The sequence below is a fragment of the Clostridioides sp. LIBA-7678 genome, from assembly GCF_056716065.1.
The window spans coordinates 2,582,239-2,603,377 of the sequence record NZ_CP196987.1; the positions used below are offsets into that span (position 1 = coordinate 2,582,239).

Below are 21,139 nucleotides of genomic sequence, written 5' to 3' on the forward strand. Positions count from 1 at the left end.
TGTAAATTATTTATCATGTAAATTGTCTATTAATACTCTATCAGAATTTATAAAAATAATATTTAAAAGGAGAAAGTATATGAAATATTCAACAATGGGTATGAAAGCAGTAAATACAAAAGAAAATGACAATAAATTTTCTAGTGGCATATTTTTAGAGCTGTACACGTTAAATTTAATGATAAAAAAAGACGATTGTGTTTATGGGAAAGAAGTTACAGATTACATAGGTAGTTTTAATTTGTCTTGGAAACCTAGTAACGGAACCATGTATCCAATAATAGAAAAAATGCTCACAAAAGGTCTTATTGAAGTTGCAACAAAAAAAGAACGTAAAAAACTCTATAAGATAACTGAAAAAGGAAGAATCTACTACAATGATAGGGCTGCTGAGTTTAAACAAATGCTAATAGAATCGGCAAACTTTTATAATACCATTGCAAGTGAATTAGAATAATTCCAAAGAAGACCACTCTTCAAGTTAGAGTGGTCTAAATTTCATATCAGTAATGCTTCTCATTCACTTAAGTAATTAATTAATCTAACAGCCTTTTTCAATTTAGATTTTGCACAAGCTCTTTTTTTATTTATTGTTCCTCTGCAAAGTCCAAACATCTCTGCTATTTCTGAATCAGTATTATCCTTCATATACCACATCACTAGTATTCGTCTTTCAAATGTTGTAAGATCTTTAAATATATTAGAGCATGTAATTCCATCAATCCAATTGTTATTTAAAAATTCTTCATCATATATATTTATAGTCATATCCTTTTCAATTATCGCAATCGACAATTGTAGATTATAAAAAAGCTCGACATAATCGAGCACTTCATCTATTTCTTTTTGTGCATTTTTATCACAAATAGTTTCTTCTATCGGTAATTGTTGATCAGAATCATATATATTAAATATCTTTTTCTGATAGTATAGGCCCCTTGCTATAGGGTCTTTAGATAATTTTTCTAAATGTCTAAAAACATAATAATGAAAATTTCGCTTTACATAATTGTGAAAAGACGGTTTTGTATCTTTATATTTATGACACATAGATAAAAAAATAGCACATATCTCCTGTTGTATATCTTCTTTATCATTATTTGAGAATATACCAACTATTTTTGCAACTGTCTTATCTGCAATCATTTGACCATGACCATTAACAAAATACGAATTTATTTTCAATCGTTCATGTTCTTCTTCTACAAATAATTTAATAAAACTTCTTATTGAGTAATCTTCTATAGAATATTGTCCATATACTATTAAAGAAATATACTTATTTAACATTGCTCTAAACGAATTAATTAGTTCTTGTGCTGCATCTTTTGATCCAGCTTGTAATTCATATACCAAATCATGTATTTTTTGATACTCATTCATTCCATATTTTTGCAAATTATTTTTATAAGTTATTTTTTTTTTCATATTATATACCTTCTTAGCATTATATTATTACTTCTTATCTATTAAGATTATAAAACTATACATTTATACTAAAAATATCTAATCAAATAAATATTTTCTTTCATTAAGTAAACCAGGAACTGACTTGTCTGCCAGTTTCTCTATGTATTCAAAGCATTTTGGATGTATATGCCACTTAAATTCTCTCTTTCTTTTATATTCATCTATAGAAAATTGTTCTGGTAGTATTGGCTTATTACATATTTGGCATATCATTATCTCTCCTTTTCTTGGTGGCTCTGGTACTTTACTTCTTTTTGTAATATAATTTTCTATATTTTTATCAATAGTAAAATTCATATTTCCCCTCCATAAGTTTGATAAAATCATATATAAACTTCTGTAACATCTTTATGTACATTCTCTTTTGATTTTAATATCATAGTTTTAATATCATAGTTCAATTTCAATTCTATTTTTTTAGTTTCACAATCTCTTATTAAATCTGTTAATACATAACTCTTTATAACAACTGTCTTTGTAATTGAATTGTAGAGCTTTATATTAAATAACAAGTTTTTATTTTGTAAATCAAACTTCAAGAAATAATAGTTTAAATCTTCTTTACTTATATTACATATCAATATATTATTAATAAATAACTTTAACTCATCAATGATTTTAAAGATAAGATTAACTATTTTAGTTACTGTTTTTATTTCACTTTTATTTTCATATAATAAATGCATAGTTTTCACCTCCTAATTTTCAATCTCACTCTGCCTACTATTTTAATAATAAATCTAAGTATAAGAGTATATAGGTCACTTGTCACAATCGACAACTAATAAACAAAAAAAAAGTCTTCTATAAAAGACAAAGTTAAAAAAAGCTTTATTATAAACCTACACAAACACTATCAAAAGTACCACCTCCAAATTTGTACTACTAATTATATCACATGCAAAATATTAAATACAGTTATTCACATCTAAAAATGCTCTGAATCCTCTCCAGAGTAGGTATAATTTATATCAATACTCTTTATATTCATTTCACTATAAGTTTCTCCTATTCTACATTTGAACATTAAGTTTTGACTAGGAGGTCTAAATGGAAAAGCATCAACTATTTTATGATAATATTCACCTTTATCTTCATAATATATATCAAATATAAAATCTTTAGAATACTTTCCACCATCACTGCTATTATTAAAATGGGGTGTTATACCTGTAATCATTACATCTCTCTTTTCATCAATATTACATTTAAAACTAAATGTAGAAGATTCATAATTATTATAATAATTTATATATGCTCCTAATGATTTTATACCATAAACGAAAGTTCTTAGATTTGTCTCACATTCTTCATAATTATAACTTCTTAAAACTATCTTTATTTGATTAACTTTTTTATTAGGAAAATTTATTCTAAATGCTCTAACTGAATTTGAAAATTCATTTGTTGAATTATTTTGTGTTATTGCTGAATGATATCCAATTCCCTCTACTTCTTCCCAATAACTAGAATCTCCAAACCTTATATATACATTTTTTACACTACATAAAAACGGATGTATATATATTTCATTCATTTCTAATGTAGTCATAATATCTTCTGGAAGAGTAATCTCATATTCTGTGTCCAAAAAATCTACAGAATTACCTGTAACTACTCTTTTTATCCAATATAGATTATTATCTTTAGAAAAAGGAGCATACACATCGTTGTCCTTTTCTGATATAACACCAAAACTAGTAATTTTCGTTTTAACTGATAGACTTTTTGGAATAAACATGGAATTTGATACATCATCGAAAACAGCTAATTTTGAAATTTTTTTTGAAGGTCTTATAGTTATATCTGATGTTATATTGTTTATTATGGCTCCAAAAGTACTCTCATCAGACTTACAATCTTGTGGTAAGATTATTTTTCTTCTCAATTTATTAGACTTTTGTATATCAATATACTTATTTAATAACTGATTATATTTTTGTATCAAGTTTGAGTTTACAGCTTCTAGTTGAGCCTTTTCAAGTTTTATTAAATTTATATTATCATTTAACATACGTTCTATCTCATTAGTTTTATTAAACAAATCTAATATATCATTTAGCATGTTATTTTGATTATCATTATGCATTGAACTTGTATTTATAGCTTTATATCCAAAATCTTTTCTATTTGATACTGGTAAATTATTAATAACTACTTTATTCACCTAATCCCCCCTTACATCATAGAATGTGTCTATTTCTTCTTGTATATTTCCAATTATATCTGCAAAACTTCCATAACTGCAATTAGAGTCTATAGACACGTCTTCTTTCATTACATCTAACCTATCTATCTTATCACTTAATTTTCTTATATTATGCTCTGCTTGATGGTACATTGAACTTATCTTATAACTTTCTTGTGCTCCTCTATACCTATTATTAAACCTTACAGCATTTGGAACTTCATCTAATACTCTATTTGAAGTGTCATATACTTTACCATCTACATGAAAAATCTTACTTTCTACATTAGATTTATTACCTGAATAATCAGTTGTATAAACTCTAAACATATAATATCCTTTTTGAAGGGGTTGTGTCATAATGGTCTCTCTTTGAGTCTTATTATATATAATTGGTGAATTATCTAAGGTGATTGGATTAATATCACTTTCTACAGTATGTAAACACCAATTATACTCTTTAATACCTGTTGTAACTATTGTTGTAGCTACATTTGATTCTGTTACTACCTTTGAGTTTAAATCTACTCCTTCTACATAATATTGATATATACTTCCTGTATCTGTAGAAGTATACTCCAAAATGACCTTTCTATCCTCAGTAGTATACTGATTTGTTATACTTGGTTTAATTGGAATAGATGTATCTCCTGGCTTGTCTTCAACAGACATATTTTCAGTCAATTGTTTCATTCTAAAAATAGTATTTGCCAATATCTTCTTTTCATATTCCGCTATATCTTCAATATCATCTATATTGTGTCCTATTTGAATCATAGCTGTATTATTCCATGTTGTAAGATAATAGGAAGATGCTTTCTCTTGTGAAGCAGACCAATTTGAATTTCCTTCTATTTTTTGTGGTACTATATTAAACCATATATCTCCATAAGCAAAATTTGATGTAGTATTAGTATATGATATTTTTATTTTTTCTTCATTATTCACCATATTCCAAGGATATAATGTAACTGAATCTGATTTATTTACAACTACTTCATTTCCCCATACAGAACTTGTGAATCCATGACCTTCATCAAAAAATATATTATTGTCATTCCACTTTCCAACTTTTATATTAAAAAACTCTCTTAATTTATTCAAACTTTCATCTTCTCTAAATATAGATGAAATTAAATCATGACTCGCAATAACACTTCTATTTGTTTTCATAAACTCAAATATAGCATCTAGTGCTCTTTTGTTTAATTTATTTTCAACAATATAATCTTCACCACTAGAAAATCCGATAACTATTACATCATAAATATACATCCCTCTGCTATCTTTTAAAAAATCATCTGGATTTTCACAAAATTCTCTATTTGATACAGGAGTTACATTTATCTTAGCTAAACCATACCCTCTTGCATCTTCTTTACAAGGCTCTTCCATCCATTTTTTTAAAGAAGCAGATTTCTTAATGGTCCATGTAATACCTCTATAACATTTAAAACTAATCTCTTCTCCTATATTTGGATGTATATTTAATACCTTTATGTCACTTTCTAATCTTTCTAGTTCACATACAGAAATAGGTTGAAATACTTCGTCAACAGAATTCCCAAAATCATCTCCTATTTTTTTTCTAAATACTCTATACAAATGTGGCGAACTTGATGTATTCTCCCATTTTAAACTAACTTTATTTTCTCTATCAGATGATTTCGTATATAATGTTATTGACATTATTCAGCCACCACCTTTATATTATTGATTACAGGAGTAACAGATATATCTGATGTAGATAATTTTGCCATTACTCTACATCTTATTAAACTATTACCATCCAGAGATTTTAACTTTTCAATTGTTGAGGGTAACATATGTTTATATTTTACAAATATTCTAAAGTATTCAGCTGTATTAATTTTTATATCTGGTCTTTGATATTGTGGAATCTTTTTTTCTTTTAATTCAATACTTATAGGGTCGTTTGGAGTAATTACATAATTAGGGTCAAACTTTATAACTATACTATCCACATTATCTATAGATTTTATTGCATAATACTTAAGAGAATTATTACTTATATTTTTCACTAAAGAATTATAGGTTATTCTTTCCATCTTTGAACCAGCAAATATAGAATCACTATGAGACATTAAATTAAAATTATGCTTAATGGTTTTTACTGATTTTGGTAAATCTAATTCACCAAGTAAAAACATTATTTGAAGTTTATTTTCTCCCTTTTTTAACTTAAATGCATATTTATTATCTTTTTTAAATACTTGTCTTCCATTTACAAGTACAACTACATCAAATACTTCTTTATCTTTCTCAAAACTAAAGTATTTATCTTCTATTATAGTTTCTTCAAGACAATTAACATACTGACTCATCACTATATAATTCCATTTACTTTTACACATTATCTCCATTGTATTTGCATCCATTGGAGCTATTCCAGTGACTCTATGCTTTGCATAATCATTTATAGATACTCTCAATGAACTTGGATATTCTTGATTATATTTATCACTTACATCTAACCTCTCAATAAGCCATTGAGAATGTCCTGTTCTCATTTCAATAGAATTTAAATTTACATACTTTGGAAGTTGTTGCACATAAAATAAAAAGTTTTTTAATTGTATATCAAAATCGCGTCTTCCAAATAAATCAGATGTATAGTAATTAAGTATTTTTTCTTCTTCGTATAAGAGATTTAAATCTAAAGCAATATTTGGCTTTATGTTCTTCCATTCTACACTATTATTTTTGTCTTCTATACCTATGAAATACGATATATTTGTCATAGGTGGCACTTTATTTTGAGGATTTAAAGTTATTTTTGATATAGGTTCATCAACATTAATTCTATTACTTGTGTACACACTGGTTTTAGAGTATTTATCATTATAAAGTGAAATATTATTTAATACAAATAATGAACCTAAGTTATCTAGTTCTTCTTGACCAATCTCATATTTTTCTATTATAAATTTAATTACTAATATATCTTCTTTGTTAAATCTCCATATATTATTTTTTTCTCCTTTATATTTAAACTTTTCTTTAAAGTTCTTATTGTCAGAAGAAATTAATAATGTTATAGTGGTATCCTGTAGTGAATAACCACTAAGTTCAATTCTAGATACTGTTTTAATAGTATCTAACTCTAAATCTATAGTGATTATTTGAGTTTCACTTTTAACTGGTGTTATGTCTAATGATATATTTTCATTAAGAGCCTCATTTAATACCAAATTTATATTTGTATTTGAATCTATCTCTTGCCCATTTAACAATACTTTCAAATTTGACTTACTCAAATCTATTTTATCACTTGGGATTGAATGAAGTTCATTTCTAAGTGTAGATGTATTGTAATCTATTTCACAGGTTGACTTAGGTATGTTATTTTTTACTAAATTAATGGTGTTCGTATCTTCAAGTGTATTAAAAGTTATAACATAAGGATAATACGATTTTTTTTTGCTTGAAAATTCATTTGCTATTTCTGAATAAGCAATAATCTTATTTGCTTCGTTATATATGTTTATCATTTCTAAGTCATATTTATTTATAGTCTCTATAGAAGATTCTACTTGATTATTATGTACTTCATAAATAGATTTCAAATCATATTCTATATTTTTAAACATAGTATTAAATTGTTCTTTATCTGAATTTTGATATGGTAATAATGTAAATGGCTTAAAATATGGTAACCCAATTATTTTTTTCTCAAAAAACTCACTTATAAACTTGTTTACTTCGTAAAAAGTTACTAAATAACCATTATTCAGAAGTCTTTTTATTATCTCTTCTTCTTTAATTTTTAATTGATACTCTTGAATGTTCATCATATAATTTCCTCCGAACCTACATCTATCCTATAATTATATACTATAGGTGACTCATCAATTATTTCATCTGGTCTATCTAACTCTATTTTCAACCTAAATTCATTCACATCATTAAGCATGTCAACATATGTAATATTTTTGTTTCTATTTATAGTTGATATATTACTATTTATAACTATTGCACAAGAGCCATATTCAGCTCTATGTCTTGGTCTTATTCTAGTCCATACTGAACCATCATCAAAACTTATATAGTATTTAATATAGTCATCAATTTTTTTATTTTCATCTAAATATTCCATAAATCTTCTTGGTATGTAATCTTTAGAATTCAAAGTAATTGACCTTATACTTTCAGTTGATAAAAATTTCTCTGATAAATATACTCCATACTTATCATAAACCTTGTATTTAAGTTCAATATTTTTTATACCTATAACATATCTCTTTGCATTTACTTCTTCATATTGAAACTTATAACTATCTTCACTTATCTTTTTATAAAATAATTGAGATTTCACATACTCTCTTGTTGAAAATTTATTTGTTGACTTTGTAGATGGATAAATTATATTTTTATTATCATGGTTATACTTAAGACCTATAATCTCTATACTTTTTTGAGGTTTATCAAATTGTATATAATCTTTATTATTGTCATAAAAAAAATATGGAATTTTAGTTGGATCTATATTTAAAAAATACTCTCTACATACTTTAGTAAAATTGCTATCTTCTTGCTCTAATTCAACTACAATTTCTTTAACTATACTTGATTTAAAGGTTATTATATTTTCTTCCTTTAAAGATTCGTTTAGTTGTAATATTTGAACATTCTCATATTTATCTCTTACAACTATCCTTTTTATTATAGGGTTATGTAGATTTACATTTTGATTTGGTATTCCAGAAATTTTAAACCAATTTATATTAACAGGAATATCTAAAACAATCTTAAAATGTAATTTTAAAATCTTATCATCACTTATCCAACTTATACCTTCTTTATACTTAAATCCAACCATTGCAGTTTTTATTTTTATATCATCTTCTAAATTATACATTTCAAACTCAAACCAAGTATCATCATTTCCATCTAATATGTCTGATAAATATATATGAGGATCATCTTCTCCAATATATTTTATTTTATTGTAAGATGAATATATTTCATGTGTATTCCCAGGAAAGCCATTTGATACATCTAGAATTTGTATATTTATATTATCATTTACACATTTACTCGATATTGTTGCTAATGTTAATGCTCTATTTAATACACTACAAGAAACATTATTTAAGTTGTTTATATTACTAATTTTTGTAAAATCATCTGAATAAATCATATTGCTGACAGTTTTCAAGGAGTCTACTTTTTTATCTAGTTCATTTATCTCTATTTCTATACAATTTAATTTGTTAATTAATAGTTCATTCTCTTCTTTAACATCTTTAAAATATATTTGTAAGTTATTTCCGATTTCCTTATAACTGCATATTAAAATATGCATATCACATTTGGCTTTTTTCAACATATCACTATAGCTTGAAAAGGATGGTATATCTACTGCCTCATGGAATTCAAATAATGGTTTTCCAAGTTTATTATAAAAATCGATAATCATATTTTTAAATTCATAAAAATACTCTGTTTTTGTTTTGATTTTCCCAGAATCAAAATCCTTATTTAAATCCTCTATTAAAATTTTAATTCTTTCTTCAAACAATATACTTGGCCTTTTATATTTATAATTATTCATATTATCACCTTTAAAATGTATCTATCATATATTTTATTTCTTTTAAAACAGGTGTCAGCCAGCCATCTTTAACTGTATTTCTTCTAAATAATGCTTTTAGTTTTATTTTTGATACTAAATGCTTATATGATATATCTATCATATATTTACTTTCTATCTCTTTATTAAAATAGATTGAATTCTCAAATATATAAAATTGAAATTTATCATCTAAATTATTAAAATTCTTATAACTACTACCATTTTCTGATATATCTGTTACATTTACAGTTTCTATTTCATAGTTAATATTACTAGTTAATGTATCTGTAACTTTTACATCACAATAATCAGCATCATATTCTGTAAATGGCCTATATTTAAGTTCAAAATTTGATTTATTTTTTCCATTAAAAGATTCTATAGTTGTTTCTAACTTTGATGATAAATCCACAGAATCACTACCAGCAACAGGTTTATAACTTATACTATATACTGCATTATAATCATAGTTAAATATTTGAATACAGTAAAAAAATCCAGTTTTTTGATTTTTATGTATATAAAACTCATCACTATTTAAAGGTATCTCTTCTCCATCTTTCATTACTTTATAAATAATTTCTGCCTCAAATCTAAAATAAGCTCTAGTACTCCCTGTTATAAATAAAAGTTCAGATTCTATAATATCCTTATTAGTTGGTAATATAGGAATCCAGTCTTTAGTTTCTGGATTATCAGATGCAGTAATATAATATTCTATATCAGTAACGGTTTTTCCAAATGAATTTCTGGGATGTAATTCATCAGTTACTATCTGTACATTTTTTATATTGGAATTTAAATTTATAGACTTACTTGTATAAATACCTGTCCTATCAAAATGATTATTATAGCATCCTATATTATATAAACCATAGTTGTATTCATACTTTAAGACCATATGATTTAACTTGTCATTTCCGACTATTTTAGACAGTAACTCATCATAAGAATAAGACAGGACTCTATCATTCATTTTTCGCCATAAAGAATTAACCATCTTCCTATCATAATATACTGGTTTAAATACAGCTTTAGTTACTTCTTCTTTTCTATCATTTTTATTATTAAACCAAAGTAAACTTTTATTTATTTCAGTTGGATTATATACATATGTTTCTCTTATATAATGTTTCTGTGTAAATAATATGTATATTCTCTTACATACTATATCTGGAAACCTAAATGTAACCTTATCTTTTGTAAAAACACTTTTTAATGTTTTATCCTTATTATCTGGTGTTACTAGTTCTATCAATGCTTCATCTTCATCATCTGTCATTTTATATCTTATAGCTACTATATCAATAGGATATTTTGTAAATGGGGTAAGATTTATCTCATTTATTTTATTGATAGATTCAAAATTAAGTTCAAGATCACAAACTGCACCAGAGTCTATTCCATAAAAATAATTATCTCTTACATATATAGCTTGTGGTTTACTATTTTCAAATGAAACATTTAATGGAGCATCAGATAGTATTGTATCACTCCAAAATGAGTTTGGATTTCCATCTATAGCATTTTCAAGAGATGTTTCGTTATTGCAAGATTGTATAAATCCTTCCCCTAGCTGAAAGCTATAATTTAAACATGCTGTATATACTTTATTATCATACCTCAACATATTATCCCGTTTTAAAAATGGCAATGTTAACACGTTTTCATTTTCATCAAAATTAGCATAACACTTCTCTAGTATCCATTGCCCAGCTCTATCTTTTTGAATATTTCTACTTTTATCAAAGTTATTTGAATTTCTAAACCTCTCTATTATAAATTTAGACATATGTTTAAATGAAGTAGAATATCTACAACTCTCTAATTTATCTTTTATTTGATTTATCTTAGTTGTTATGCTATTTATGTATGATGTACTGATACCATCATACTTTGATATCAATTCACTCATTGAGTTAACTACACCAAAACTGGTTAATAAATCTATATATAGTTCATTCATAGTCTTATTGATTGATTGAGATTTAATATTTATCTCATGCTCATTTAGACTTGATATTAGTGTATTATTTTTAATTTTCGTCTTAAATTCATTTTCTAAAATCTTTCTTTCTTCATCAGTTGAACAATTTGAAGCTATTTGACTTACAATTTCTTCTATAATCTCATCTTTTATTTTATTTATATTCAAGTTAGTACCTAGCATATTATATTCCAACCTTTAATTTATACTTTTCGCAACATTTATCAAGTATATCAATTAATTCATTTATAGCTGTTTGTACATCTTCCTTAGTTTTCATTATTTCAAATTCTACTCTGGTACCATCCCATTCTGATTTTTTCCAATTAGTTGGTCTAATACCTTCCTTTATCAACTTAATCCACAAAGATAATTTATGAACTTCATACATATTTTCATCCATTAGTTCTAGTTCTCTAGTTAACTTTTTTCCTATGATAACACCGCTTTCCATAATATACCCTTCCAAACTTTCTTTTGAAATGAAATATCTATCTTCTTCAAAATCTTGCACAAAATTTCCTCCTTTATCTATTTTGTTGCTTTATGTTCATTCAGTGTTTTTATCTTATTTTATTTTTCCATTTATAACTATTAAATCTTTATTAGTTATTATAACTTTATTTTCCTCAAATGATATTCCCTTTTTTAGTAAAAATGCTTCCAATAAATCTTGAGTTTGAGGTAATATAAATTCTTCTTTAACTCTTTGTATGACCTCATCTATAATTTGCTCTTTAGAACCCAGAATTTTTTTACCATCATATTCAAAATATCTTTGAATTACATTTATTAGATATGCATCAACTTTATCTAGCCCTTTTACATAAATGTTATCTTTTTTCTGTTGTATTCTCATATTTCACCAACTCACTATATTGTCTATATGTGTTACTATTTTTTCTTACTTATAACTTGCATTAATACTTTTTCGACTTCTTTATCACTATTTTCATAATCATCATATATAAGATAAATATCCTCTTTTTTATCTCCTGATACTGTTTCATAAATATTTATTGTATCTAAATTTCCTTCTTCACTATAATTAAGCAGTACATCTTCATTAGCACTGCTTACTTTTATTAACTTATCATCATTTTTAGAATCTCTTAATATAGTTGTTACATCATTTAAATCTGGATATTCAGTATTTGGAAGTCTTCCTAAATCAGGATTAATTAAACCCATTTGAGCTTCTGTAAAATCATCATTATATAAAAGTGCTATTGCATTAATTTCAGGGGATTCTCCTGCCAAATTTGACCATATCTTAGCTCTTATTTTTACAGTTTTAGGTATATCTTCCTCTTTTTGTATAGTATATGGTACAGTATTATTTGCTCTTATCTGAAATACTTCTTTTTTATCTGTTATTAGATAATATATTACTTCTGACCCTTCTGGTATATCTTGGTCCACCAGTAGAAAAAAATTATTTAATGACGAACTTTTATGTTCATGAGTATAAATATCAACTGAATTATATTCTCCAAAACTGCTACCTTCATTTAAAGATATACACGTTTTATCAAAATCAAATTTTATATTTATGCTATTTAGTACATCAGAAAATTCCTTATTTTTAAATTCATTTATAAATAAGGAATTTGCATATCTATTATTATCAAAATTAAATAAAATTCTATCAAAAAACAAATTATCTGAATAGTAAGATATATCATTTTTAGATGAATTTTTAACTATTTCTTTATCAGTACATAACTTATCTATTATATTTTTGCTTGAAACCTTAGTAAATTTTTCACTCATAGTTCACCTATAATATAGAGTGTTGCCCTGTCAAATATTCTTTATTAAAAACAGGTATTACACTATACTCACATTTATTTAAAGTTTTATGCACGTATTTTATTTTATCAACTTGATATTGTATCTCAATAAAGTCTGTAGGAGAAAGTTCCATATGAATATATAAAATTTTAAATTTAGAATTAAATGTATAACTATTTCTATCTAACTCTATATTATTTACACTAACTCTTATATATTTACTTACTACTCCACTTATCTGCTTGGATACATACCACTTTTGATTTGAATTATACTCTAGCATTTTACTTTCATTTAACAAAACTTCAACCTTTGGATTCGGTATTTCTGTTAATAAATATTTTTTCCACTTTTCGCCTATTTTTTCATTTACATATAATTTATAACTTGTACATTTTAAATTTTTTATCCTTGAAAAAGTTATTGTATTTTCCGTATATATCTTTGTAAGATTATTGATATTTTCATACATATGTATACCTACAATACAGCCACTACGGGGTCTGATATATTTCCTTTCTCATCATATAAATATATAGTGTAGTTGTACTTATTTGAATAAAAGCAGTAATCCTTTATTGACAAAAGTGGATATCTAGAATTTAATACGACCATCTCAATTGTATCATTATCTTCTATATTATTTATATAATCATTATAGTATTTGCCACCTTGCCTTATGTATATTTTAAATATCGTGGCATTTTCATCTTTCATGTCAACTGGTTTTTTCTGCTCATCTATACTTAAATTTGTTACATCTTTTCTGTAAATGAGCATTTTATCAATTAATATTTCAAATTTATCTTGAAATATTATTGGTTTACAATAGTCTGTTGATATGTTTTTGTATATGTTTTTCATCCTAAAAGCTCTAGATTTTCTATAAAATAATTTTCTTTTATTCTTATGCCATATATTTGGTAATTTCACATATCTTATTCCATCAGTTATTAAAGTGGAATCATCTGAATGTATCTCTTGACTAGTTATAGTCTTTATTACTTTACTATATAAGTCATCCTTATTGATATTTATATCTTTTGAAACTTTTTCTCTCTTTATCTCTTGCCATTTGGTTATTTTAATGTCATCCTCTTTTACTTCTAATACTTGAATTATTTCATCTGGATTTTCATATAATTCACAAACTCCTACATTTGATAGTTCTGAGATAGATCCATCTTGACATTTACTTATTACTCTATACTCATATTTATTCTTTTGTTCTTCTTTTTTCTGGTAAAATAAGATGTAGTTTTTACCTTCTATTGTAGATACTACTGGGTCAAATACTCCATGTGCATGTATATCTATATATGTAACTATATCTATAGAAAAATCTAAGGTAACTTTATTGTATTCAGCATTGGATTTTTTTATTAGAAATCCATGATTATTTCTAATCTTTATTATGTCGTCAATTTCATATTGTTCTGTTATAGTTCTATATGTCTCATATCCATTATAATCAGTTTTTTTCTTAAATAAAATTCTTGATATAGTTTGGTATGAACTTAATTGTATTTCTATTTTTTCTTGAGGAACTGAGGATAAATCATTTTTTAAATTTACAATTAATTTTTTAAAAGGAATTACTATTTCAAATGGTAGCGTAAATTCAGTATATCCATTATATCCTTTTGGAAAATCATTTCTACTAAGTAAAAAATCTTTGATGTTAGTCGATTCTATGTCAGCATTTTCTTCTAATATTTCTATAATTGGGTCTTGATTATTTATGTACTCTTCTATTTCTGTTTCTGATGAAATATTTTTGAATCTATAAATATAGTGCAGTAAATTTCCTTCTGTAGATTTACATATATTTATTTTGGGATGTTCCAAATAAGCTCACCTCTTTTCTATTTTATTATTGTAAAACCACTTTCACTCTTAATATACCTTGCTTATACTCAAATTTGTTCAACATTTTTTATTATATTATCAATTTTTTATACAAATAAATTTTGCAATTTAAGTTTGCCACAAATAATATATACGATTACTATAAAAGGGATTGTTTCAATTTTAATTAAAACAATCCCTTTACCTTAGTATACTTACTATTTTTTTTGTGCTATTGGAGTCCATTCTGCTAGATATTTTTCACCAATAGTTGTATTACCATCACTTTTAGTACAAACATAAAGACCTATGGGGTATTTAGCATTCTCCGCATCTTTATCTTCTGTTTTTGTATCCAATATATGTTTTATCCATATATCACCTACTTTAGGTTTTTTAAATGGTTTATAATCTCCAGGGGGACAAAAAGATAGTATAAGTCTAGGACCTGGCATACCCTCTCCATCTCCAAAACGAATAGCGTTATTGAAAAACCACACACATCCACCATTTCCATCTTGAGGTCTATATGATAATATTCGTCTGCCTTTCCTCTTAGTACCAGTATTATCTTTATACTCAATAGCTTCATCATATAAACAAAAATGGTCAACCTCTCCATCACTATCAGGATGTTGAGTATCCTTAATGTCTCCACGTAATGATATTTTTCTATCTCCTTCATCAGTTATAACTATCTTAGAATTCTGAATCATGGTTAAATCCCCATACATAGAATCCCCTCGTCTTTTGACATAATCTTTTTTGATATTTTTAATTTCATTTTCTATATTGATTATGTCTCTTTTTATATCATCAATATCATCCCTTAGTTCATCTAACTGCTCTTGAACATTAGTTCTTACCTCTTTAAGTTGAGCAAGTTCTCTAGTTGTAACTGAACTTTCACTAATACACTTATTAGTATCACTAACTAAAACTCTTGAGCCATTTCTTCTATAATCTGTATGTCTTTCCATATTATCATTTGAACAAAAAACATTTCCATTATCATCTGTCATAAGAATTTTTTTAGCATTATCACTTCCTTGAGCTATTACAACATAATAATCAAAAGTATCCCAAATTTCTTCTACTTCATTATCAATCTTATCCAATCTAGACTCATAATCATAATGTCTATGTCTAATATGAGAATATCTATTATCATAAATCGATTTTGGTTTTATAAAATGATTTGTCTCAGGAAGTCCAGATATTGTAATTGGACTTTGATATTGATGAACTATACAAGAACTAGACATATATGGTTGTATATGTACTTCTGTTTTTTCATCTATAGCTAAATATAATTCAAACTTATGAGTAATTATTTCTACACCATCAACTGTAGTAGAGTCTGACTTCACATGATACAATCTTAATACATCTATATCTCTTTGATAACTATCCCCTTCATGTTTATATGGTGGAAATTTTTCCGCTTTATAGTCATTTTTACTAGGGTCTGGAGGAGTCTTATAACCACTTAAATCAAGAGGTCTTTCATGTGCATGATTTTCACTTGGTGGTGTCATACTTGAATATGTTGAAACACTTTCCTCTATATTTAACTTTTCTATAGTTTCTTTTTCTTTATCTTCTATATTGTTATTTAAATGATTCTTTACATCATTATTTCTGTGTGTTGTTATTCTATCTTCTTTTGTTAAAGTTTCTTCAGAAGATAAATCTTCGTTTATAAATGGTAATTTTTCATCATGTAATGACACATAAAAAAACTTATTTGTACAAGTCCATCCATCCTTATTTTTGTTTGTAGGGTCTTCAAACAAACCAATATGAATATCCATAGTAGTTGGATTGTTTCCTTTAAGAAGAGTTATGGAACCTCTAAATAGTGAGTTGTAAATTCCTTCTGTCATCATATCAGTATGGTCAAACTTCCCTATATTAGGCTTTGTGTAGTCTATGTAATCAGATGTAGATTTAACAAATTCATCAATATAATCTTCATTCTTCATTTTAGCAACTATGTTATTTGCAAAGATACCTTGATATGGAAGTTTACCATCTGTAGAAAAATCAGGAGCATTTCCAACTCTTCTCGGAGTAAATGTAGCTATTTTGATATACCTTTTATTAGACACCATTGCGGCATGTTTAAAATGGTTGTATCCTAATCTATCTTTAAAATCAACAGCATGATATCCATCTAGACAATCTGCATTTAATCCACTATTAGGTCCTTGATTTAACTCGCTCCAGACTTTTTTATCATTTAAAGTTAATTCACTTGTTATAATATTTAATCTTGGTTTATCTATCCACCAATCGAATTTAATATCACTTACTCTAAAATTCATTTTTGCATACGAATATCCATCATTTAAGTCAGCATCTCCAAATGTAACTGATAACTTAACACCTTTGAAATCATGCAACTTCAATTCATTTGTAAGTAATGTTGCTGAAGGTAAAACACCCAATAAAATCACCTCATTTAATCTAGTAATACATTTTTAAAGTTATATTTACTAATCATCTAATTTATTTGTTTTTTAACGAGTTTCATTTAAATATATTTTTTATGAATCTCAAATTATGTTATACATTATAGTTCACATTTTCTATCCATATACTTGGTCTGATATGTTTTTGATTGTCTATATTTTTATGGACTTCTATGCTAGTTTGAGGCAATTCCTCATCTCCTATTACATCTACAAATTCAATAATAGGATAACTACCATAGGCAGCCCATTTTTGAACAGCTTTTTTAATATCTTCTTCAGAAAACCTTCCACCATTTTTATAAAGTAACTTACTATCTATTCTTATTATAATTACAGAGTTTTCTTGATATGGTTTACCATCAAGTGTACCAATATCTAAATAATAGTCGCTTTCAGGCTCTAAATCTCGACGAAGTCTATCTTCCATTTCTTTGATAATACCTCCACCTCTTAATCTAGTATCTATTAGATTTGTAGACTTTAGCGAGGTATGATGTCTTACAAAAATTCTACCTATATGTAAATCGAATGGTTCTAAGGCTTCTTGATTATCAAATTTATGATATACACAAAAATAGTTGTCTTTTAGAATATCACCTGTCCCTCTATCTATTATTCTCATCGGCTTTAAAAAGAAATGGATTGTTCGATTAAATAAATCATATGAATTTCTCATTTCATTTATCTCATTTGAAGTGTCTGTATAAAAACTATACATATTTGGATTTAAATTTAAATCTATAATTTTACTATTTTTATCTTGATTTTTATAATAGCCTCTATAATGAAGGTTTTTTTCTTCATAGCTATAATCTACTAGTATTTTATCATTGTCACTTATTGAATCATTAATTTCTATAAATCCATACTTGAAATTAAATCCTTTTATTTCAAGTTCTTTTTTATTTTTATCACTTAATATTTTATAAACTCTTAAATTAGTTGGTTTCCAACTATTATCTACTTTTATATACATTGGAGTATTCTTTACTTTAATAGTATTATTTCCAACAAAACTTCCCTTTTCTTCAGATATATCAATGTATGGCTTCCCATATTTTCCAAATATTTGTAAGTCGTATTCTGGTATAGAATATATAAGTTCTATTGTTTTATCAATTCTTTCGTATTTTTTACTGAAATAAGCATATTTAATGGTTGGGAACCATCCTTTTAAAGGTTCTTTTTCTAGAGGTGTTCCCACAATAATTTGATTTATGTTTCTACATAATACTGAATATCCTTTATAAACTTTTCCATTAGCTGACTTATATATAGAATCTTTATCTAAGGTTCTAGTGTTTTTATTATTTCCAATAATACTTGAATTTTGTTCTGGAAATCCAGTATCTTCATATGTTCTCCCATATATAAATCCATTTCCATCTGATGCTGTATATATCAAAGTTTTATCCTTTGAATACATGGTATTTAAATTTTGAATATTATATTTAACTCTAAAAGTTGAATTTTCATTTATTTTGTCTCTATCTTCATCAGATGAATACTTCATAAATATATCTCTTGCTGTCATATATCCGTTTGTATCCTTTTCAGATATAATCATATCTTCATTCTTAAAACTATCGAGTTCTGAATATAATGCATATTTTTTATTTATTATTTCCTTTGTAATAGGTGCTATTTCCAAATCATCAGCCACTATAATATATTCAATTTGTATTTTGGCTCTTTTATCCTCTAATATTTCATATTCGAACACTTCTATAGAAGACTTATTTGTTATGCCTTGAAGCCTATTCACTTTATACGACTCTAAGTCACAACATTGAACTGGATTTATTTTTTCAAGTATTCCTACTTTGATTTCTAAAGGATTTACACTGTCTTTTCTATAAGCTTCTTCTGACAAACCATCATACATAACATATATAGGATTTTCTATAGTTGGAATAAATGATGTATATATATATGCATCATATACATTTTCATATTTAGTTTTTTCTACAAAGACCTTATACTTAAATTTATTTTCATCTATTGGATAATTATTTCCTGAAACAAGACTTATGTTTTCTGAATTATACAGACCATTTATATCTAATCCAACATTATCATAAATTTTGTACTTTAACTTATATTTGTAATACAATGGAACATTGTCCTTAAATTTATTTGTTATATAAAATAAATCATCATCTACCAAATATTCTCCATTAATCTTATGTAAAAGACCACTTTCATCTGGATACATTATTATTTCCTTTGACTGTTCTGGATATAGATTTGATATCTCATCTTTTTTATTTACAACACCACTGTACTTAGCTGACCCATTATATAATACTTTTAATTTCCTAACTAAACCTTCATATCGCGTATATGCATTATAAGTTTTGGGATTATAGTCAATCAATTCATTATCAGTTTCAACAAAATTTATAGCTTCGAATATCGAATTTGTCAGATTTAAAACACCATATCTATCACCATCATTGTATATCTTATCTATAGGCACTCTTTTTGCTAATAGACCTTGAAATTCCTCATGTTGAACTTTATGTTCTGGCTTGAAATCAGTGATAGTAGATTCATCCCACATAACAAAGTCTCTGTATAAAATTCCCCAATATCCTTCTAATTCTGTACCTTTTTCACCATCAAACTCAATAGTCTCTGGAAAATAATCTTCATTTTTTGTAGCTAAGTTTCTTTTATGAATCCAATCATCAACAAAATGCAATGTTACATTATTGGTATTGGTTTCTATTACAGAAACAGTATCATCTAGAGATGCTATTGTATTATAATAATAGGCTAAATTTACTGCTCCACTTGGAATATTTCTTCCAAGTTTAATAGATTTATTACCTTTATTATCGATTTCCTTATGCACTTTTGTATTGGAAAATAAATCTCCCGATATACATTCTTCTTTTTCCAAAATAGATTCATATTTTGGTGCTTGCGGATAATCTATAGTAGGTATTTTGAAATCAGGCGTACTTATATCAGGTCTTTGATTTACTACAATATCATCTTTAGGATTATATTCGGTTGCAATTGTTCTTGCATGCCAGACTATATAAACTATTTCTCTTGTAGGTGAATCAATATTGTATTCTTTATTTACAAAGTTTTTAAATATAATTTTTCCATATTCATCCCCTAAAAACTTCTTATTTTTTATAAAGGATATATTGGCACTGTTAATTACTTTTATACTTGCTCCATTATTTACTATATCATTCTTAACTTTAGTCACTATCTCAACCTTACAATCATATAAAGGGTATGGTATTACACTAAAGTTATTTATAGCATCATTAGTTTCAACACATTTATCAATATTAAATTCTTTATCTGTTGAACTATAAACTACTGTGGTTGGTAACTCTATAGATTGGTCAACATTGCTTGATATATTCACATTTACTCTATCTTCTTGTTCATCATCAAAATATATTTCTATAAATCTTTCTTTTGAATTTATAGGTACTATTTTTTGCTCAATTAAAATATCGATTGTTTGAATATATGTCATACCATTTTCTAATTTCACAACAAAATCAAAAGAGTCTTCTCCTATGTATAAATCATTTGCATAATAATTAAAATAAATTATATTGTTTGAAATATTAAAAGTAACATCTCCAGCTAATTTTAAAAAAGTCTCTTCTTCAATAGAGCCTTTTTTATATGCATCTCCTAAAGAATTTATTTGACCATCATTTATCAGAATAGCTCCTTGAAGGTTAGACCCATTTGTAATCTTATAATTTAATGTTTTCAGTTTACTAATATCCATAAAACATTCC

16 protein-coding genes are annotated in these 21,139 nt (G+C 25.9%); 1 reads left to right on the plus strand and 15 read right to left on the minus strand.

Annotation, left to right across the window (positions count from 1 at the left end; genetic code table 11):
• The first annotated feature begins 79 nt into the window (after positions 1 to 79).
• Entirely contained in the window at positions 80 to 457 is a 378-nt protein-coding gene (locus tag ACTG46_RS12410) for a PadR family transcriptional regulator (RefSeq protein ID WP_479922908.1), read from the plus strand.
• A gap of 59 nt (positions 458 to 516) precedes the next feature.
• Here ACTG46_RS12410 and ACTG46_RS12415 read toward each other — a convergent pair whose 3' ends face one another.
• The 15 genes from ACTG46_RS12415 to ACTG46_RS12485 all read right to left on the minus strand — a co-directional run bounded on the left by ACTG46_RS12415 (position 517) and on the right by ACTG46_RS12485 (position 21,129).
• Positions 517 to 1,428 carry a sigma-70 RNA polymerase sigma factor region 4 domain-containing protein gene (locus ACTG46_RS12415; protein WP_054270735.1) on the minus strand — a complete coding sequence of 304 codons (912 nt, stop codon included), beginning with the start codon at positions 1,426 to 1,428 and terminating at the stop codon, positions 517 to 519.
• A 78-nt stretch (positions 1,429 to 1,506) separates the two neighbouring features.
• Positions 1,507 to 1,767, minus strand: coding sequence for a hypothetical protein (locus ACTG46_RS12420; RefSeq protein WP_054270736.1), 261 nt, complete (start codon positions 1,765 to 1,767; stop codon positions 1,507 to 1,509).
• A gap of 26 nt (positions 1,768 to 1,793) precedes the next feature.
• Positions 1,794 to 2,156 carry a hypothetical protein gene (locus ACTG46_RS12425; protein ID WP_479922909.1) on the minus strand — a complete coding sequence of 121 codons (363 nt, stop codon included), beginning with the start codon at positions 2,154 to 2,156 and terminating at the stop codon, positions 1,794 to 1,796.
• Positions 2,157 to 2,398: 242 nt separating this feature from the next.
• Complete coding sequence (locus tag ACTG46_RS12430) at positions 2,399 to 3,637, minus strand: hypothetical protein (RefSeq protein WP_479922910.1); 1,239 nt, start codon at positions 3,635 to 3,637, stop codon at positions 2,399 to 2,401.
• Entirely contained in the window at positions 3,638 to 5,347 is a 1,710-nt protein-coding gene (locus ACTG46_RS12435; RefSeq protein WP_479922911.1) for a hypothetical protein, read from the minus strand.
• Entirely contained in the window at positions 5,347 to 7,473 is a 2,127-nt protein-coding gene (locus tag ACTG46_RS12440) for a hypothetical protein (protein WP_479922912.1), read from the minus strand. Before ACTG46_RS12440 ends, ACTG46_RS12435 begins: the two co-directional genes overlap by 1 nt.
• A complete protein-coding gene (locus ACTG46_RS12445) occupies positions 7,470 to 9,233 on the minus strand; it encodes a virion structural protein (RefSeq protein ID WP_223153180.1) in 1,764 nt (587 codons plus the stop codon). Before ACTG46_RS12445 ends, ACTG46_RS12440 begins: the two co-directional genes overlap by 4 nt.
• 10 nt (positions 9,234 to 9,243) lie before the next feature.
• Positions 9,244 to 11,424 carry a hypothetical protein gene (locus ACTG46_RS12450; protein ID WP_479922913.1) on the minus strand — a complete coding sequence of 727 codons (2,181 nt, stop codon included), beginning with the start codon at positions 11,422 to 11,424 and terminating at the stop codon, positions 9,244 to 9,246.
• A gap of 1 nt (position 11,425) precedes the next feature.
• Complete coding sequence (locus ACTG46_RS12455) at positions 11,426 to 11,755, minus strand: hypothetical protein (RefSeq protein ID WP_169469974.1); 330 nt, start codon at positions 11,753 to 11,755, stop codon at positions 11,426 to 11,428.
• Between the two features lie 54 nt (positions 11,756 to 11,809).
• The gene (locus ACTG46_RS12460; protein ID WP_479922914.1) at positions 11,810 to 12,100 is read right to left on the minus strand and encodes a hypothetical protein; all 291 of its coding nucleotides are present in this window, start codon (positions 12,098 to 12,100) and stop codon (positions 11,810 to 11,812) included.
• 35 nt (positions 12,101 to 12,135) lie between these two features.
• The gene (locus ACTG46_RS12465; protein ID WP_054270745.1) at positions 12,136 to 13,014 is read right to left on the minus strand and encodes a hypothetical protein; all 879 of its coding nucleotides are present in this window, start codon (positions 13,012 to 13,014) and stop codon (positions 12,136 to 12,138) included.
• Between the two features lie 7 nt (positions 13,015 to 13,021).
• Positions 13,022 to 13,507, minus strand: coding sequence for a hypothetical protein (locus ACTG46_RS12470; protein WP_054270746.1), 486 nt, complete (start codon positions 13,505 to 13,507; stop codon positions 13,022 to 13,024).
• An 8-nt stretch (positions 13,508 to 13,515) separates the two neighbouring features.
• On the minus strand, positions 13,516 to 14,883 hold the full coding sequence (locus tag ACTG46_RS12475) for a hypothetical protein (protein WP_479922915.1): 1,368 nt from the start codon (positions 14,881 to 14,883) through the stop codon (positions 13,516 to 13,518).
• A 218-nt stretch (positions 14,884 to 15,101) separates the two neighbouring features.
• On the minus strand, positions 15,102 to 17,333 hold the full coding sequence (locus tag ACTG46_RS12480) for a hypothetical protein (protein WP_479922916.1): 2,232 nt from the start codon (positions 17,331 to 17,333) through the stop codon (positions 15,102 to 15,104).
• 118 nt (positions 17,334 to 17,451) lie between these two features.
• Positions 17,452 to 21,129, minus strand: a complete 3,678-nt coding sequence (locus ACTG46_RS12485; RefSeq protein WP_479922917.1) for a hypothetical protein — start codon at positions 21,127 to 21,129, stop codon at positions 17,452 to 17,454.
• Between the last annotated feature and the right edge of the window lie 10 nt (positions 21,130 to 21,139).

What these genes read in the sequence shown, in the direction of transcription:
- ACTG46_RS12410 (WP_479922908.1), top strand. Translation starts at nt 80, where the DNA reads ATGAAATATTCAACAATGGGTATGAAAGCAGTAAATACAAAAGAAAAT.
- ACTG46_RS12415 (WP_054270735.1), bottom strand. Translation starts at nt 1,428, where the DNA reads ATGAAAAAAAAAATAACTTATAAAAATAATTTGCAAAAATATGGAATG.
- ACTG46_RS12420 (WP_054270736.1), bottom strand. Translation starts at nt 1,767, where the DNA reads ATGAATTTTACTATTGATAAAAATATAGAAAATTATATTACAAAAAGA.
- ACTG46_RS12425 (WP_479922909.1), bottom strand. Translation starts at nt 2,156, where the DNA reads ATGCATTTATTATATGAAAATAAAAGTGAAATAAAAACAGTAACTAAA.
- ACTG46_RS12435 (WP_479922911.1), bottom strand. Translation starts at nt 5,347, where the DNA reads ATGTCAATAACATTATATACGAAATCATCTGATAGAGAAAATAAAGTT.
- ACTG46_RS12440 (WP_479922912.1), bottom strand. Translation starts at nt 7,473, where the DNA reads ATGATGAACATTCAAGAGTATCAATTAAAAATTAAAGAAGAAGAGATA.
- ACTG46_RS12445 (WP_223153180.1), bottom strand. Translation starts at nt 9,233, where the DNA reads ATGAATAATTATAAATATAAAAGGCCAAGTATATTGTTTGAAGAAAGA.
- ACTG46_RS12450 (WP_479922913.1), bottom strand. Translation starts at nt 11,424, where the DNA reads ATGCTAGGTACTAACTTGAATATAAATAAAATAAAAGATGAGATTATA.
- ACTG46_RS12460 (WP_479922914.1), bottom strand. Translation starts at nt 12,100, where the DNA reads ATGAGAATACAACAGAAAAAAGATAACATTTATGTAAAAGGGCTAGAT.
- ACTG46_RS12465 (WP_054270745.1), bottom strand. Translation starts at nt 13,014, where the DNA reads ATGAGTGAAAAATTTACTAAGGTTTCAAGCAAAAATATAATAGATAAG.
- ACTG46_RS12470 (WP_054270746.1), bottom strand. Translation starts at nt 13,507, where the DNA reads ATGTATGAAAATATCAATAATCTTACAAAGATATATACGGAAAATACA.
- ACTG46_RS12485 (WP_479922917.1), bottom strand. Translation starts at nt 21,129, where the DNA reads ATGGATATTAGTAAACTGAAAACATTAAATTATAAGATTACAAATGGG.